This is a genomic window from Microbacterium sp. AC215 (assembly GCF_979258645.1).
Window position 1 is genome coordinate 1,947,464 of the sequence record NZ_OZ409869.1, and the last position, 15,786, is coordinate 1,963,249.

Annotated in this window: 18 protein-coding genes; 8 read left to right on the forward strand and 10 right to left on the reverse strand. The window is 70.0% G+C overall.

The features are described 5' to 3' along the window. Positions 1–6 precede the first annotated feature (6 nt). Positions 7–654 (forward strand): TetR/AcrR family transcriptional regulator, encoded by a 648-nt coding sequence (locus ACZZZF_RS09485; RefSeq protein ID WP_053098566.1) that lies wholly within the window; start codon positions 7–9, stop codon positions 652–654. 9 nt (positions 655–663) lie between these two features. Continuing rightward, positions 664–1,878, forward strand: a complete 1,215-nt coding sequence (locus tag ACZZZF_RS09490) for an amidohydrolase (protein ID WP_463498082.1) — start codon at positions 664–666, stop codon at positions 1,876–1,878. Positions 1,879–1,994: 116 nt separating this feature from the next. Here ACZZZF_RS09490 and moaA read toward each other — a convergent pair whose 3' ends face one another. The 5 genes from moaA to ACZZZF_RS09515 all read right to left on the reverse strand — a co-directional run bounded on the left by moaA (position 1,995) and on the right by ACZZZF_RS09515 (position 6,283). Continuing rightward, positions 1,995–3,080 carry a GTP 3',8-cyclase MoaA gene (gene moaA, locus ACZZZF_RS09495; RefSeq protein WP_463498084.1) on the reverse strand — a complete coding sequence of 362 codons (1,086 nt, stop codon included), beginning with the start codon at positions 3,078–3,080 and terminating at the stop codon, positions 1,995–1,997. Positions 3,081–3,266: 186 nt separating this feature from the next. Next, complete coding sequence (locus ACZZZF_RS09500; protein WP_463498086.1) at positions 3,267–4,328, reverse strand: sulfate/molybdate ABC transporter ATP-binding protein; 1,062 nt, start codon at positions 4,326–4,328, stop codon at positions 3,267–3,269. After that, a complete protein-coding gene (modB, locus tag ACZZZF_RS09505) occupies positions 4,325–5,113 on the reverse strand; it encodes a molybdate ABC transporter permease subunit (protein ID WP_463498088.1) in 789 nt (262 codons plus the stop codon). The genes ACZZZF_RS09500 and modB overlap by 4 nt, the downstream gene beginning before the upstream one ends. Next, positions 5,110–5,889 (reverse strand): molybdate ABC transporter substrate-binding protein, encoded by a 780-nt coding sequence (gene modA, locus ACZZZF_RS09510; protein WP_431738123.1) that lies wholly within the window; start codon positions 5,887–5,889, stop codon positions 5,110–5,112. The genes modB and modA overlap by 4 nt, the downstream gene beginning before the upstream one ends. A 1-nt stretch (position 5,890) precedes the next feature. Next, entirely contained in the window at positions 5,891–6,283 is a 393-nt protein-coding gene (locus ACZZZF_RS09515; RefSeq protein WP_056276411.1) for a TOBE domain-containing protein, read from the reverse strand. A gap of 150 nt (positions 6,284–6,433) precedes the next feature. On the opposite strand from ACZZZF_RS09515, the gene ACZZZF_RS09520 reads away from it, so the two are divergent. The 4 genes from ACZZZF_RS09520 to ACZZZF_RS09535 are packed head-to-tail and all read left to right on the forward strand — an operon-like array spanning position 6,434 to position 9,157. Next, positions 6,434–7,204, forward strand: coding sequence for a HesA/MoeB/ThiF family protein (locus ACZZZF_RS09520; RefSeq protein ID WP_053098560.1), 771 nt, complete (start codon positions 6,434–6,436; stop codon positions 7,202–7,204). Continuing rightward, entirely contained in the window at positions 7,201–8,448 is a 1,248-nt protein-coding gene (locus ACZZZF_RS09525; RefSeq protein ID WP_463498089.1) for a molybdopterin molybdotransferase MoeA, read from the forward strand. The genes ACZZZF_RS09520 and ACZZZF_RS09525 overlap by 4 nt, the downstream gene beginning before the upstream one ends. Beyond that, positions 8,445–8,924 (forward strand): cyclic pyranopterin monophosphate synthase MoaC, encoded by a 480-nt coding sequence (moaC, locus tag ACZZZF_RS09530; protein ID WP_295100619.1) that lies wholly within the window; start codon positions 8,445–8,447, stop codon positions 8,922–8,924. The genes ACZZZF_RS09525 and moaC overlap by 4 nt, the downstream gene beginning before the upstream one ends. After that, positions 8,921–9,157, forward strand: coding sequence for a MoaD/ThiS family protein (locus tag ACZZZF_RS09535; RefSeq protein WP_056276399.1), 237 nt, complete (start codon positions 8,921–8,923; stop codon positions 9,155–9,157). The genes moaC and ACZZZF_RS09535 overlap by 4 nt, the downstream gene beginning before the upstream one ends. Positions 9,158–9,282: 125 nt before the next feature. Here ACZZZF_RS09535 and ACZZZF_RS09540 read toward each other — a convergent pair whose 3' ends face one another. The 5 genes from ACZZZF_RS09540 to ACZZZF_RS09560 all read right to left on the reverse strand — a co-directional run bounded on the left by ACZZZF_RS09540 (position 9,283) and on the right by ACZZZF_RS09560 (position 13,143). Next, positions 9,283–9,723 carry a molybdenum cofactor biosynthesis protein MoaE gene (locus ACZZZF_RS09540; protein ID WP_463498091.1) on the reverse strand — a complete coding sequence of 147 codons (441 nt, stop codon included), beginning with the start codon at positions 9,721–9,723 and terminating at the stop codon, positions 9,283–9,285. Then, positions 9,720–10,208: a MogA/MoaB family molybdenum cofactor biosynthesis protein gene (locus ACZZZF_RS09545; protein WP_053098555.1), complete on the reverse strand. Its 489-nt coding sequence runs from the start codon at positions 10,206–10,208 to the stop codon at positions 9,720–9,722. The genes ACZZZF_RS09540 and ACZZZF_RS09545 overlap by 4 nt, the downstream gene beginning before the upstream one ends. Positions 10,209–10,249: 41 nt before the next feature. After that, the gene (locus ACZZZF_RS09550) at positions 10,250–11,890 is read right to left on the reverse strand and encodes a molybdopterin-dependent oxidoreductase (protein WP_072590595.1); all 1,641 of its coding nucleotides are present in this window, start codon (positions 11,888–11,890) and stop codon (positions 10,250–10,252) included. An 84-nt stretch (positions 11,891–11,974) separates the two neighbouring features. Continuing rightward, positions 11,975–12,244, reverse strand: coding sequence for a hypothetical protein (locus tag ACZZZF_RS09555; RefSeq protein WP_053098553.1), 270 nt, complete (start codon positions 12,242–12,244; stop codon positions 11,975–11,977). Between the two features lie 200 nt (positions 12,245–12,444). Then, positions 12,445–13,143 carry a GTP pyrophosphokinase gene (locus tag ACZZZF_RS09560; protein ID WP_053098552.1) on the reverse strand — a complete coding sequence of 233 codons (699 nt, stop codon included), beginning with the start codon at positions 13,141–13,143 and terminating at the stop codon, positions 12,445–12,447. A 98-nt stretch (positions 13,144–13,241) separates the two neighbouring features. Between ACZZZF_RS09560 and ACZZZF_RS09565 the strand changes: the two genes are divergently transcribed. Both ACZZZF_RS09565 and ACZZZF_RS09570 read left to right on the forward strand, forming a co-directional pair. Further along, complete coding sequence (locus ACZZZF_RS09565) at positions 13,242–13,601, forward strand: nuclear transport factor 2 family protein (RefSeq protein WP_187248959.1); 360 nt, start codon at positions 13,242–13,244, stop codon at positions 13,599–13,601. Positions 13,602–13,694: 93 nt separating this feature from the next. Then, positions 13,695–15,782: an APC family permease gene (locus tag ACZZZF_RS09570; RefSeq protein WP_463499935.1), complete on the forward strand. Its 2,088-nt coding sequence runs from the start codon at positions 13,695–13,697 to the stop codon at positions 15,780–15,782. Positions 15,783–15,786 lie beyond the last annotated feature (4 nt).

Here is a 15,786-nt window from a genome sequence, read left to right on the forward strand (position 1 = left end):
TGGACCATGTCGAAGGATGCTGTCGCCCACACGTCCGTCCGGCCTGCCACCCGCGAGAAGCGCGAGCAGATCCTCAAAGCCGCCGTCGAGATCTTCGGCAACAAGGGATCGACCAACGGCACCCTCGCCGATGTCGCCGAGCAGGTGGGCATCACCCACGCCGGCGTGCTGCACCATTTCGGGTCGAAGCAGAAGCTGCTGCTCGAGGTGCTCGCCTACCGCGACCAGGCCGACGTCGCCGAGCTCGCCGAGAAGCACATCCCCGGCGGACCCGAGCTCTTCCTGCACCTCGTGCGCACCGCCATCGCCAACGAGCGGCGCCCCGGGATCGTGCAGGCGTACACCGTGCTCTCATCGGAGTCCGTGACCGACAACCACCCCGGCCGCGAGTACTTCGAAGAGCGCTACACGACGCTGCGACGCGAGGTGACGGATGCCTTCCACGCCCTGTGCGCGCAGGAGGGAGTGACCGAGCCCTCGACGATCACGACGGCCGCCGCCAGCATCCTCGCCGTGATGGACGGCCTGCAGCTGCAATGGCTGCTGCATCGCGACGTGTTCGACCTCGGCGAGGCGAGCGAGTTCGCGATCCGGTCGATCGTCAACGGCGTACTGCATCCAGGACCGGCACTGGAGTCGTACCGCCGCGACTAGGCTCGGGCCATGACGATCGACCTCGAAGCGCTCTACACCGACCTGCACCAGCATCCCGAGCTCTCGTTCCAGGAGACGCGCACCGCCGGCATCGCCGCGGGCCACCTGCGGGATCTCGGCCTCGAGGTGCACGAGGGAATCGGCGTCACCGGCGTGGTCGGCATCCTGCGCAACGGCGACGGCCCGGTCGTGTGGGCGCGCGCCGACATGGACGCGCTGCCCGTCGGCGAGGAGACCGGGCTGGCGTACGCGAGCACCGCGACCGGCATCGACCCGGCCGGCAACACCGTGCCCGTCATGCACGCCTGCGGCCACGACATGCACGTCACGGCGATGATCGGCGCCGTCGAGAAGCTCGTCGCCGAGAAGGCCGACTGGTCGGGAACCGTGGTCGTGCTCATCCAGCCCGCCGAGGAGTACGGCGCCGGATCCCGTGCCATGCTCGACGCCGGACTGCGCGATCTCGTGCCGCACCCCGACGTCGTGCTCGGCCAGCACGTCACTCCCCTGCCCGCCGGAACCATCGGCGTGCGCCCCGGTACGCAGATGGCGGCATCCGACGGACTCACCGTCGTGCTGCACGGACGCGGCGGACACGGCTCACGCCCGCACTCCACGATCGACCCGGTCGTCATGGCCGCGGCGACCGTCATGCGGCTGCAGACCATCGCATCGCGCGAGGTCGACCCGCGCGATGTCGCAGTGGTGACGGTCGGCTCGATCCATGCGGGCCTCAAGAACAACATCATCCCGGCCGAGGCCAAGCTCGAGCTCAGCCTGCGCTATCCGAACGACGAGATGCGCGACAAGGTGCTCGCGAGCGTAGAGCGCATCGTGCGGGCCGAGGCGGCGGCATCCGGAGCCGAGCGCGAGCCCGAGATCCGCACTGACCACACCCTGCCGCCGACGATCAACGACGCCGATGCCACCGCGCGCGTCACCTCCGCCCTGCAGCGCGCGCTCGGCGAGGCGTCGGTCGTCGACCCCGGGATGTTCACCGGCAGCGAGGACGTGTCGTGGTTCGCCCGCGACACCGGCGCGCCGCTGGTCTTCTGGTTCTGGGGCGGCATCGATGCGGCGATGTTCGCGGCATCCGCCGCCGCCGGCACGCTCGACAAGGACATCCCGACCAACCACTCGCCGTTCTTCGCGCCCGAGATCCACCCGACGATCGAGGTCGGCGTCACCGCACTGTCGGCCGCCGCGCGGGAGTTCCTCGACTGACGCGCGTTCTCGCCGTTCACAATTCAGCATGAACAGCCGGAACTGCGCCGGATACGCACTCTGGACGCGCGGAACGCACGTTCTCTGCTGAATTGTGAACGCGAAGCGGGGCTGACTCAGCCGCCGATGGCGTTCATGCCGCGGGCGGGCTGCAGGAATGACGGGTCGTTGATCGCGTGCCCCGGCAGCTTGCCGTGCACGCACGAACGCAGCATGGCTCCGATCGCGTCGGCTCGCTGAGCGGGAGCAGCCTGCGCGTCCGGCCGCAGCACGCCGATCAGGTCGTACTCGGCGTTCGAGAAGAGGCAGTTGCGCAGCTGTCCGTCGGCGGTCAGTCGAAGTCGGTCGCACGCGCCACAGAAGGGGGCGGTGACCGAGGCGATGACGCCGACCTCGTGCGGTCCGCCGTCGATGCGCCATTTCTCCGCCGGCGCACCGCCGCGGCCGGGAACCGGCTCCAGCTCCCACCGCGCGCTGAGCTTCTCGAGGATCTCCTCGCGCGTGACCATCGAGGCGCGATCCCAGGTGTGGCCGGCGTCGAGCGGCATCTGCTCGATGAAGCGCAGCTGCGCACCGACCTCCATCGCGAACGCGACCAGGTCGGGCAACTCGTCGTCGTTCACGCCGCGCATCGCGACCGTGTTGAGTTTGAGCGGGCGGAGTTCGGATGCCGCCGCTGCCGCGATGCCCTCGAACACGTCGTCGATGCGATCCCGGCGGGTGAGGTCGGCGAAGCGCTGTCGATCGACCGTGTCGATGCTGATGTTGAGTCGCGTGAGGCCGGCGTCGATCAGGTCGGGCAGGTGCTTCGCGAGCGTGATGCCGTTCGTCGTCATGGCGACCTCGACAGGGCCTTCGTCCCCCTCGATCGCCGAGACACGGCGCACGACGTCGACGATGTCGGCACGCAGCAGCGGCTCACCGCCCGTGAGACGGAAGGTGCGGATGCCGAGCGATGCGGCGACCTGCGCCACTTCGACGATCTCGTCGGTCGACAGGATGCTGGTGCGCGCCAGCCATTCGTTTCCCTGCTCGGGCATGCAGTAGGTGCAGCGCAGCGAGCAGCGGTCGGTCAGCGAGATGCGCAGGTCGCGGTGCACGCGACCGTGGGTGTCGACGAGTCCCTGCGACGCGGGCGCGGGGTCTGTGGCGACCACGGGACGCGGCGAGCGCACACCGATCACGACCGGCACGGCCGTCATCGCAGTTTCCCTCTCCCCGACATGTTCCGAGACTACCCGCGCCCCGCGTCATGCGGCCCATGCGGGCGCGACGACCGGCATATTGCCAGGTCCTCTCGGGACGCGCGGCGCTCGCCCAGGCCACCTGGCTGGAGATTCAGCCGGGAGTTCACCAGTCATCGGGCGAGCTCAGCGCACGGCTGCAGCTCACGGAACTGAGACGAACCGCACCAGCGCCGGATCCACACGCAGACGGATCAGATCGCCCGCCGACAGCCCTCCGGCAGCATCCAGCGACAGGTCGATCGCGCCTGCATCGGTGTGCACGCGCACGCCTCCCAGCGTGGGCTCGATGCGCGTCACCGCAGCCGGCCACGACTCCGGGCCTGCCTCGGCGACCCGCACGTCGCCCGGGCGGAAGACCGCGGCGAGCGCCGCGCCGTCGGTCGCTGCGAGAGCACGCGACGCAGGCTGGGCGCTGGTCAACCGTGCGTCGCCGCAGCTCCACGATCCCCCGCGTGCGACGCCGACCAGGCGATTGACCCCGGCGATCGACGCGACGAATCCGGATGCCGGGGCGGCGAGCACCTCGCGCACCGGGCCCTCCTGCGTCACGCGACCAGCCTCGACGACGATCAGCCGGTCGGCGAGCGCGACGGCATCCGCGGCATCGTGCGTGACCGCGACGGTCGTGGTCGAGATGAGCTGGTCGCGCAGCATCCGCCTGATGTCGCCTGCCGTCTCGGGGTCGAGCGCGACGAGTGGCTCGTCGAGCAGCACGACGCGAGGGGATGCGGCGAGCGCGCGAGCGACCGCGACCCGTTGCTGCTCACCGCCGGAGAGCTCGTGCGGCATCCGCTCTCCGGAGCCGGGGAGACCGACCCGTGCGAGCCAATCGTCGGCCCCCGCCCGCGCCGCGCGCGCGTCAGTGCCCGCCGCCCGTGGCCCGAACGCCACGTTCTCGCGCGCCGAGAGATGAGGGAACAGCCGCGGCTTCTGCCCGAGCAGCACGACCCCGCGGCGCATCGGCTCGGTCCTCACCCGCGGCTTCGCGACCCGGTCGACGACCCGGCCCTCGACGGCGATCTCGCCCCCGCCCAGCGGCTCGAGTCCGGCGAGCGCCTGCAGCAGCGTCGACTTGCCCGCTCCGCTGGGTCCCATCACGGCGACCGTCTCGCCGGTCTCCACCTGCAGCGAGACATCGACGGTGAAGTGCTCTCGCGGCACGACCACGCGGGCGCGCAGCCCGGCGACAGCAGGCGCGCTCATCGCGTGGCCCCCGGCCGCCAGCCGCGCACGAGCAGCAGCACGAGGATCGCGGTGGCGAGCAGCAGCAGCGCGAGGGCGACCGCGGCCCCCTGGGTGACGCCTGCGCCGTTGAAGGCCGTGTAGATCGCCAGGGGCATGGTCTGCGTGACGCCGGGGCGGTTGCCCGCGAAGAGTGCCGTCGCGCCGAACTCGCCGATGGCCCGGGCGAAGCACAGCACCACGCCCGCGACGATCCCGGGCGCCGCGAGCGGCAGCGTGATGCGTCGCAGGATCGTCCAGCGGCCGGCTCCGAGTGCGGCGGCGGTCCGCTCGTACTCGACGCCGGAGGTGCGCACGGCCCCTTCGACCGCCAGCACGAGAAACGGCAGCGCCACGAAGGTCTGCGCGAGCACGACGGCCGGCGTGCTGAAGGATATCCCGAGACCGCCGAACCACCCCGCCCGTCCGAACAGGTAGAGCAGGGCGACACCGCCGACCATCGGCGGCAGCACGAGCGGCACCGTGACAGCGGCCCGCAGTACGGCGGCCAGGCGGGGCCCGGAGCGGGCGATCGTCAACGCCAGCGGCACACCGATCACGATGCACAGAAGAGTGGCGACGAGGCCGGTGCCGAGCGACAGGAGCAGAGCCGAGCGCGCGGCCTCCGACGTCACGTCGGCGAGGAAGGTCGACCACTCGACACGGGCGACGAGCGCCGCGAGCGGGAGGATGAGGAACGCGAGACCGATCAGGGCCGGGATGGCCAGAGCACGCGGCGCGTATCCGTGTGAAGCGGCCGCAGTCACGGCGCTCCGAAGCCGAAGTCGGCCAGGATGCTCTGGCCATCATCCGACAGCACGAACGCGACGAACGCGTCGGCGGCCGCAGAGTTCGATGCCTCCGACAGCGTCGCGATCGGATAGTGGTTGACGACCTCGTCGGCACCGTCGGGCACGATCACCTCGACATCGTCGCGACCGACGACGTCGGTGGCGTAGACGAGGCCCGCATCCGCCTCACCGGCTGCGACCTTGGTGAGCACGGCGGTGACGTTCTGCTCGAGGCTCGCGGCGTCGACCACGACGCCGGCGTTCGAGAGCAGCGTCGCCGAGGCGGCGCCGCACGGCACCTCGGGGGCGCACAGCACGGTGGTGACGTCGGCCAGATCGGCGAGGGCCTCGACGCGACCCGGATTGCCCGAGGGAACGGCGATCACGAGCGTGTTGGAGGCGAACAGGGTCGGGTCGACCGCGGCATCCTCGAGCTTGTCCATGTTCGCCTCGTCGGCTGAGGCGAAGACGTCGGCCGGAGCGCCCTCGCGCAGCTGGGTGACCAGCGTCGACGATCCGTCGTAGACGCCGCTGAACGTCACAGCGGGGTTCTCGTCGGTGAAGGCCGCACCGATCTCGTCGAAGGCGCCCGACAGCGATGCGGCGGCGTACACCGTGAGCTCGCCGCTGACGGCACTTTCCGGTGCATCTCCCGAGCTGGCAGGGGCCGGGGCTTCGGCGGTGCACCCTGTGAGGGCGAGAGCGGCGGCGGCCAGGACGAGCGCGACGGTGCGACGCAGGGCGCGATTCATGTCAGCCCTTCGGCACTTCGACGACGACGTTGGTCGCCTTGACGGATGCGGTGGCGAGCGAGCCGACCTCCAGGTTCAGCTCGCGGGCGGCCTCGGCCGACATGAGCGAGACGACGCGGTGGGGTCCGGACTGCAGATCTACCTGTGCCATGACTCCGTCGATCTGCACGCGCGTCACGATGCCGACGAAGCGGTTGCGGGCGCTCGAGAGAGCATGATCCGACGCCTGCGCCTCCTCGGCGAGCTCCACAGCGCGGGCGGCGAGAGCGTCACCGGGGATCTCGGCCGGGACGGCATCCGTCGTCGGCAGCAGGCCCTGATCGATCCAGCGCCGCACCGTGTCATCGCTCACTCCGAGCAGCTGTGCTGCGCGGGCGATCCGAAAGCTCTGCATGGGTGGACACTACCGCAGACGCGGATGCTGAAACCAAAAATCACCGCATTCGCGGAAGCAACACGCTCGATCGGCATCCGTTCGCTGCGAACTCCGGACGAATCCCCTCGCCCCCGCCGCAATCGCGCACCCCGGGCATAGCCTGGTGCCATGCAGCCGCTCGTCGCTCCCGCGCCCGCCCTCGACCCGGCCGAACTCGTCCGCACCGCCAGGCACGCGGTGCTCACGGGCATCGGAGAGGAGGGGCAGCGCCGTCTCGCCGCGGCCCACGTCACCGTGGTCGGCGCCGGCGGCATCGGCTCCCCCGTGCTCCTCGCACTGGCCGCGGCAGGAATCGGCAGCATCACGGTGATCGACGACGACGTCGTGGAGCTGACCAATCTGCAGCGCCAGCTCGCGCACCGTGTCGAGGACATCGGCCGCCCCAAGACCGTTTCGGCGGCGCGCGCGATCAGCGCACTGTCACCGGGGGCGGAGGTCGTGACGGCCTCCGAGCGACTCGACTCCGAGAACGCCGAGCGCCTGTTCGCCGGGGCCGACATCGTGGTCGACACGAGCGACTCCTTCGCGACCCGCCGCGACGTCGCCGCGGCGACCGAGAGCCTCGGCATCCCGCTCGTGTGGGGTGCCGTGCAGGAGTGGCACGCGCAGGCCACCGTGTTCTGGTCGAATCCCCCCGAAGGCCACACGCCCGTGGTGCTCACCGATCTCTTCCCGCTCGGCACCGAGGGCGAGCCGCCCAGCTGCGCGCAGGTCGGCGTGCTCGGGGCCCTGTGCGTGCAGGTGGGCGGGATGCTGGCGGGCGAGGTCGTGAAGCTCATCACCGGCGCGGGCGAGCCGCTGCTCGGCCGGCTCGCGATGATCGACTCCCTCACCTCGAGACAGCACGAGATCGCCATCCGTTCGGCGGTGTCGGCATGAGCGCCGCGGGCGGCGGTCGCCGATCCGTCGAGGATCAGCTCGCGCGGGTGCTGGATGCCGTACGCGCACTGCCCGCCGAGACACGGGCGATCCGGGACGCGGCCCAGCGCACGCTCGCAGAGCCTGCGACGGCGGCGCACGACATCCCGCTCTTCGACAACTCCGCGATGGACGGCTTCGCCGTGCGTGCAGCGGATGTCGCCTCGGCATCCGACGAGAGCCCTGTCGTGCTCCGCGTCGTCGCAGATCTGCCCGCCGGGGTGTCGGACGACCCGGCACTCGGAGTCGGCGAGGCGGCACGCATCATGACCGGCTCACCCGCCCCGACTGCGGCGGACGCGATCGTGCCTTTCGAGGACACCGTCGGCGGTCTCGCCGATTCGCTCGGCGAGGTGCGGGTGCTGCGCGCACCGTCGACCGTAGGAGCGTTCATCCGCCGTCGCGGCGCCGACCTGCGCGCCGGTGACGCAGTGGTGCTCGCCGGCGAGCGCCTCGGAGCGTTCCAGCTGTCCGCCGCCGTCGCCGCCGGGGTCGAGAGCGTGACGGTGACACGCGCACCCCGGGTAGCCGTCGTATCGACCGGCAGCGAGCTGCTCGAGCCGGGCGAGCCCGCAGCGCGCGGCCGCATCCCCGATTCCAACGGTCCGCTGCTCGAGCTCCTCGTCGCCGATGCCGACGCCGAGGTCGTGCTCGTCGCCCGCGTCGCGGATGACGCCGATGCCGTGCGCGCCGTCACGGCGACCGCCGTAGAACGCGGCGCTGACGTGATCGTGTTCACCGGCGGCGTGAGCTCCGGTGCATACGAACCCGTGCGCGGCGCGTTCGACGGACAGGGCGAGGTCGAGTTCGCGAGCGTCGCGATGCAGCCGGGCAAGCCGCAGGCGTTCGGCGTGCTCGACGCCGGCACTCTGGTGTTCGGTCTTCCCGGAAACCCCGTGAGCGTGGCGGTGTCGTTCGAGGTGTTCGTGCGCCCCGCGCTGCTGGCGCTGCAGGGCCGCTCCGAGATCCACCGCCCGCGCGCATCCTTCACCGCGGATGCCGCGTGGACCACCCCGCCGGGACGCCGTCAGTACCTGCCCGCCGTCGTCGACCTCGTGAACAGGACCGTGCGCCCGGCGACCTCGGGCGGCTCGGGATCGCACCTGGCCGGCGGACTCGCCCGCGCCCACGCGTTCGCCGTCGTGCCCGCTGAGGTCGAGGCCGTCGCCGTGGGCGACGCGATCGATGTCATGCTGGTCGGATGAGCTTCACCCATCTCGATTCGGCCGGCCACGCCCACATGGTCGATGTGACCGGCAAGCAGCCGACGGTCCGCACCGCCACCGCGCGCGGATTCGTGCGCTGCAGCGCCGAGGTCATCGCTGCCCTGCGCGACGGCACCGCACCCAAGGGCGACGTGCTCGCGGTCGCCCGCATCGCCGGCATCCAGGCCGCCAAGTCGACACCCGCTCTGCTGCCTCTCGCCCACGTGATCGGCGTGCACCGCGCGTCGGTCGAACTCGACATCGTCGACGACGGCGTGCACGTCGAGGCGACCGTGGGCACCGCCGACCGCACGGGCGTCGAGATGGAGGCCCTCACAGCGGTCTCGGTGAGCGCCCTCGCGATCGTCGACATGATCAAGGGCCTCGACCGCTCGGTTGTGATCGAAGACGTGCGCATCGTCGCGAAGTCGGGCGGGCGCTCGGGCGACTGGGTGCGCGAGGGAGAGACGCTGTGACCACCCGCGTCCGCTATTTCGCTGCGGCCGCCGAGGCCGCGGGCACCGACGCCGAGGACCGCGGCGAGCACTCGCTCGAGCAGCTGCGCGCCGCCGTCGTCGCCGACCATCCGGCGCTCGCCGACATCCTTCCGCGGTGCGCGGTCATGGTCGACGGTGTGCGCAGCGATGACGACCGTCCGCTCGACGACGCCCAGCTGATCGACGTGCTTCCCCCGTTCGCCGGGGGATAGGCCGCAGGCGAAGCGATGCCCGCGGGGCGTGCGCTTCGTGCGGCGATCTGCGCGTCAGAAGGACGCGGATGCCGAAAACGGCCTTCAGAAGCGCGAATGGCCGCGTGAAGCAGCCGCGACTCGACTCAGCCGCCGATGCCCTTCCACGAGGTCGAGCCGTCCGACTCGACCTGGCGCTTCCACACCGGCAGCGACGTCTTGATGTCCTCGATGACCGCGCGGCACACCTCGAAGGCCTCAGCACGATGCTCTGCCGCGACCGCGATGACCACGGCCGCATCCCCGACGTCGAGGCGACCGATGCGGTGGCTCACGGCGACCACGACCCTGGCGTCGCCGACGGCATCCGCTGCCGCCTCCTCGGCGATTCGTCGCAGCGTCGGCTCCGCATCGGGGTGCGAGCTGTATTCGAGCCCGACCACCGGGGTCGTCGCATCGGGGTCGTTGTCGCGCACGCGCCCGATGAAGGTCGTGACCCCGCCCAGGGCCGGGTCGTCCACCGCAGCGAGATGCGCGTCGACGTCGAGCTTCTCCTCCGAGATCACTGCGATCCGCACCTCGTTCACGAGTGATCACCGCCCTCGACCTGGTCGACGACGTGTCTGGCGACGGTGAGCACGACGGGAACACCGGATGCCACGGCCCGGGGCGACCCGGGAAGATTCACCACGAGCGATCCGGCCGGGTCGACGATGCCCGCCACGCCACGAGAGAGCAGGGACAGCGGGGTGTCGGCGAGGCCGCTGCGGCGCAGCTCCTCGGCGATGCCGGGCACCTCGCGGGTGATCACCCGACGGGTGCCCTCCGGCGTCTCATCGCGCGGGCTAACGCCGGTCCCCCCGGTCGTCACGATCAGTCTCACGCCGCGGGCCACCGCTCGGCGCAGCGCATCAGCGACCGAGGTGGCGCCGTCGGCGATGACCTCGGCATCCGGGCAGTGCCACCCGGCATCCCGCAGCAGCCCGACCGCGATCGGCCCTCCCCTGTCTTCGCGTTCACCCGCGAAGGATCGATCCGAGACAGTGATCACGCAGGCGGGGAGCGACGTCATGGCTCCCACACTAGGGCGAGACCCGGGGTCGCGCACCGGCATCAGGCGACGCGGATCAGCGACCGCTGCCACCCCGACGAACCGTTCGGCGCGATCGGCGCCCGCTCTTCGATCTGCAGGTCGCCGTTCTTGTTGATGGCTCGCACGGCCACGTAGTGCGTGCCCGGCGTGGCATCCCACTCCATGAACCACTGCACCCAGGTGTCCTCGTTGATCGGTGCCGACAGCGTCGCCGGCATCCAGTCGCCCTCGTCGATGCGCACCTCGACCCGCTCGATGCCGACCGACTGCGCCCACGCGACGCCCGCGATCGGGATGCGGCCGGCCTTGACCGCCTCGCCGACCTTGGGAGTGTCGACGCGCGAGGCGAACTTGATCGGCGCCTCGGCGCTGTATCCACGCGGGGTCCAGTAGGCCTCGTCCTTGTCGAACGTCGTCACCTTGAGCTCGGTCAGCCACTTCGTCGCCGAGACGTAGCCGTAGAGACCGGGAACGACCATGCGCACCGGGAACCCGTGCTCGAGCGGCAGCGGCTCGCCGTTCATGCCCACCGCGAGGATCGCATCGAGGTTGTCGTCGGTCAGCGCCGACAGCGGCGTGCTCGCGGTGTATCCGTCGACGCTCTTCGACAGCACCATGTCGGCTCCGGACTTCACCCCTGCCTTCTTGAGAACATCGCGCAGCGGGACGCCGAGCCACTTCGCATTGCCGACGAGGTCGCCGCCCACCTCGTTCGAGACGCAGGTGAGGGTGATCGCATACTCGTCGAGCCCCATGTCGAGGAGGTCCTGGAAGCTCATCTCGACGCGCTGATCGACCATGCCGTCGATCACGAGACGCCAGGTGCTGGGGTCGATCGTGGGCACGGTCAGCGCGGTGTCGACGCGGTAGAAGTCCTTGTTCGGGGTGAACAGCTTGCTCAGGCCCGGGATGTCGAGCTCGGCGCCCTTCGGCACCGTGACCGTCGACTTCGGCGCCGGGAGCTTCAGCGCCTCCCGGATCGACGCCACGGAGGCGACCGTCATGCTCACCGTGCGCGACGCGATGCCGACGACGACCGCCGAGACGCTCGCGATCCCGGCGAGGATGAAGAACTGCCGACGCCCCAGATCCTTCGGCGGCTGTGCGGCATCCTGGCCCACCGTCCCGGTGCCGGTCGCGGCGAGACCCTCGCCCTTGCGGTCGGTCATCACGGCGGGAACCGCCGAGGCCCTCCACGTCTTCAGACGGCGGATCAGGAGCACCATCAGGATCGACCCTGCGATGGTGCCGAGCACGGGAGGCAGGAAGGCGAGGGGCGTGACTCCCGCCCTCGTCACGATCGCCGCGGTGGAGAGCGCGCCCGCGACCACCAGGGCGATCACGCCGAGCGGGGGACGGAGCAGCTGAAGGATTCCGGCGATCGCCGACGCGATCACCACCGCGAGACCGAGACCGACCAGCAGCGCGATCTTGTCGTACTCGCCGAAGGTCGCGATCGCGAATTCCTTGAAGGGCTGCGGCACGATGTCGATCACGAATCCGCCGACCGCGAGGATCGGGCTCGCTGAGCGCGCGAAGATCAGCGCGAACAGCTCTGCGGTGGCCAGGAAGACGGCACCGCTGATCACACCCGAGAGTGCTGCCCAGAGGATGAATCGTCTGCCCTTGCTGCGCTGTGGGTCTTTGCTGCGCTGTGCCATGATCTGCTCCTTCGCACCGCCGACGGTGTGGTCAGCGGTTGTTCGGAGCGAAGGCGCGAACGGATGGTCGCGAGCGCCGGCGCGTCAGAGACGCCGCGCGGTGATGGTGTCGCGGTCCTGCAGCTGGCGCAGAGTGCGCAGGCACCGGGAGCACAGGATCTCGACGCGACGCGGGTGGTTCTCCCCGCAGACGCAGTCGACCGTGACGCGCCACTTGGCCTTGCGCCCGCAGGCGGCATAGGCCTCGTCGTCGCCGTGGTCGCACTCGCACAGCTGGCGTCCTCGGTCGAGACCGGGGAGCTCGACGAGGGTGCGCTCGAGGTCGGCGACCGGGGGCTGCTGCGTTTTCACCACCTGCCGATGTTCCCAGGGGTGCGCGGCTGCGCGCAACACGGTAGCGCGGGCACCACACCGCGGTCCTCGCGTGCGCCGCCGTGCACGATTCAGCACGAAAGCCGCGCGAACGGCCAGAACACCCCCAGAACCGGCCCATTCGATGCGCTCATGCTGAATTGTGAACGAACCGCCTGCGCACCCATCGCGCGGGCGGCGTGTCAGACCTGCACGACGTGCGGCGGGGGCGGCGGCGCGAGCTGGCGCTGCGGCACCCCGTGTGCCTCGCGGTGCAGGCGCTCCATGCGGCTGTCGAGCTCGGCGGCGGCCTCGGCCGCATCGGTCAGGCTGTCGACGAGGTGCGAGGGCACCTGGTTCGAGAACTTGTAATAGATCTTGTGCTCGAGGCTGGCCCAGAAGTCCATCGCGATGGTCCGGAACTGCACCTCGACCGGCACCGCGAGCGCCCCGGTCGACAGGAACACCGGCACCTCGATGATCGCGTGCAGGCTCTTGTAGCCGTTCTCCTTCGGCGTGGCGATGTAGTCCTTGACGGTGCGCACGGTGACGTCGTCCTGCGCGGTGAGCAGGTCGAACAGGCGGTACACGTCGGCGACGAAGCTGCACGTCACGCGCACGCCGGCGATGTCGGTGATCTCGGAGCGGATGCGCTCGAAGTCCGGTTCGACGATGCCCTTGCGGGCGATCTTCTCGACGATGCTGTCGGGGGTCTTCAACCGGCTCTTGACGTGCTCGATCGGGTTGTACGCGTGGTGATGGGTGAACTCGTCACGCAGGATCGAGATCTTCGTCTCCACCTCCCGCATCCCGAACTCGTACTCGCGCAGGAAGCGCTGGAACTCATCGCGGAGCTCCCGAGTCTGCTGGATCGCATCGTCGGTGAGCTGAAGAGACGTCATGCCTTCGACGTTATCCGTCCGTGATCGGAAGTGGCTGTGCATCTTCGATGGAGTCGAGAACCTTGACGATGTCGGAGGCCGGGTCTAGAACGGAGGACATGACCAGCGCAGGAGAGAAGTGGACCGAGGCGTACGTCGAGGCCTGGAAGTCGAACGATCCCCAGCAGATCTCCGCGCTCTTCAGTGAAGACGCGATCTACCTCACCAGCCCGGACGCCGAGCCGCGCGTCGGCCGGGCGGACATCGTCGCCGGCTGGCTCGACGACCTCGACGAACCGGGGGCGTGGTCGTTCGACTGGTGGATCGTGCGCGAAGACGACGAGTTCGTCGTGGTCGAGGGACGCACGAAGTATCCGGCGGAGCGCGACTACGTGAACCTCTGGATCGTCCGGCTGGATGCGGAGGGGCGGGCGACCGCCTTCACCGAGTGGTACATGCCCCGCCCTCATCAGGAGTGACGGCGACAGGGGCCCGTGAGGATTCCGTTAGGGACACCGGGGCACCCGTAGGGATTCCGTGAGGAACGCGTGAGGAAGCCGTTCGCGGGCGTAATGTCGCCCGACGTGTCAGATGAAACCCGGGACAACCTCGACGCTCCTCCTCGCGTGAAGCGCATCCTCATCGGCGACCCGCTGACGAGCGCACAGGTCGACGATCAGCTGCTCCCGAAGAAGATGGCGTTGCCGATCTTCGCGTCGGACGCCCTGAGCTCGGTCGCCTACGCGCCGCAGGAGCTCGTGATGATCCTCCTCATCGGCGGACTGACGTTCCTGTCGTTCACCCCGCTCGTCGCGGTCGCGGTCGTCGTGCTGCTGATCGTCGTCGTGCTCAGCTACCGGCAGCTCATCAAGGCCTACCCCTCGGGCGGCGGCGACTACGAGGTCGCCTCGAAGAACCTCGGCGAGATCCCCGGCGTCATCGTCGCGGCCGCGCTGCTGGTCGACTACGTGCTGACGGTCGCCGTGTCGGTGGCATCCGGCGTCGACAACATCATCTCGGCGGTGCCGGGCCTCGATCCGCTGCGCGTCGAGCTGGCGGTCGGATTCGTGATCCTCATCATCCTGGTGAACCTGCGAGGAGTGCGCGAGGCCTCGCTCGTCTTCGCGATCCCGACCTACGTGTTCATCGCCTCCGTCGGCTTCATGATCGTGACCGGGCTGTTCCGCACCTTCCTCGGCGATGCGCCGGTCGCCTCGAGCGCCGAGTTCGCCGTGCACTCCGAAGACCTCGGCCAGGCCGCGGTGATCCTTCTCATCCTGCGGGCGTTCTCGAGCGGATGCTCGGCCCTCACCGGCGTCGAGGCGGTGTCGAACGGCGTGCCCGCCTTCCGCACCCCGAAGGTCCGCAACGCCCAGACCACGCTCGTGCTGATGGGTTCCATCGCCGCGTGCCTGTTCGCCGGGCTCACCGCCCTGGCCCTGATCACCGGCGTGCACTACGCCGAGAACCCGTGCGACCTGATCGGCTTCGACTGCTCGAACCCGCAGCCGAGCCTGATGGCGCAGATCGCGTCTGCGACGTTCGGCGGCGGCAGCATCCTGTTCTTCATCATCCAGGCGGCGACCGCCTGCGTGCTGCTGCTGGCGGCCAACACCGCCTTCAACGGATTCCCGCTGCTCGGCTCGGTGCTCGCCCGTGACGGCTACGCCCCCAAGTCGCTGAACACCCGCGGCGACCGCCTCGTGTTCTCGAACGGCATGATCGTGCTGGGGATCGCGGCGATCATCGTGCTCGTGGTGTTCCAGGCGAAGCTCACCACGCTGATCCAGCTCTACATCATCGGCGTCTTCGTGTCGTTCTCGCTCGGGCAGATCGGCATGGTCCGGCACTGGCGCCGCGTGCTGCGCGGGCCGCTCGAGACGACTCCCGGATCGGGCGTCGACGGCGCCTCGGCATCCGACCGCCGCTCGGCGAGGATCGGACTGGTCATCAACTCGGTGGGCGCCGCGATGACGGTGGCGGTGCTGCTGATCGTGACGATCACGAAGTTCACGCACGGCGCCTACCTGGTGTTCTTCGCGATCCCGGTGCTGGCGTTCCTGATGATGGGCGTGAAGCGGTACTACCGCGACGTCGAGCATGAGATCGCGATCGACGACACGACGAAGTTCGGCGCGACCGGCGACCTGGCGATCGTGCTCGTCAACCGCCTGCAGAAGCCCGTGATCAAGGCCATCGACTACGCGATCGCCGCCAAGCACGGCAAGACTCTGGCGGTGCACGTCGCCGTCGCATCCGACGATGCCGCGCAGCTGCAGAAGGACTGGGCAGACCACCTGGTGCCGATCCCGCTGGTGATCGTCGAGTCGCCGTTCCGGTCGTTCGCACAGCCGGTGACGCAGTTCATCAAGCAGTACCGCGAGAAGCACGGCTCGTCCGTGGTCACGGTCTATCTGCCGCAGTACATCGTGGGGCACTGGTGGGAGACGTTCCTGCACAACCGCCGCTCACGCCGCCTGGCCAACCAGCTGATGCTCGTGCACGGGGTCTCGATCACGCTCGTGCCGTGGCTGCTCGACTCGTCGGAGCTGATCTACGGCCGACGCTCACGCCCGCTGCCGGGGCAGGAGCGCGCAGGGCGACCGGTCGTCGTGAACGGCCGCCGCGCGCACCGCCCCGAGGGTCCGCCCGAGAGCTGACGCC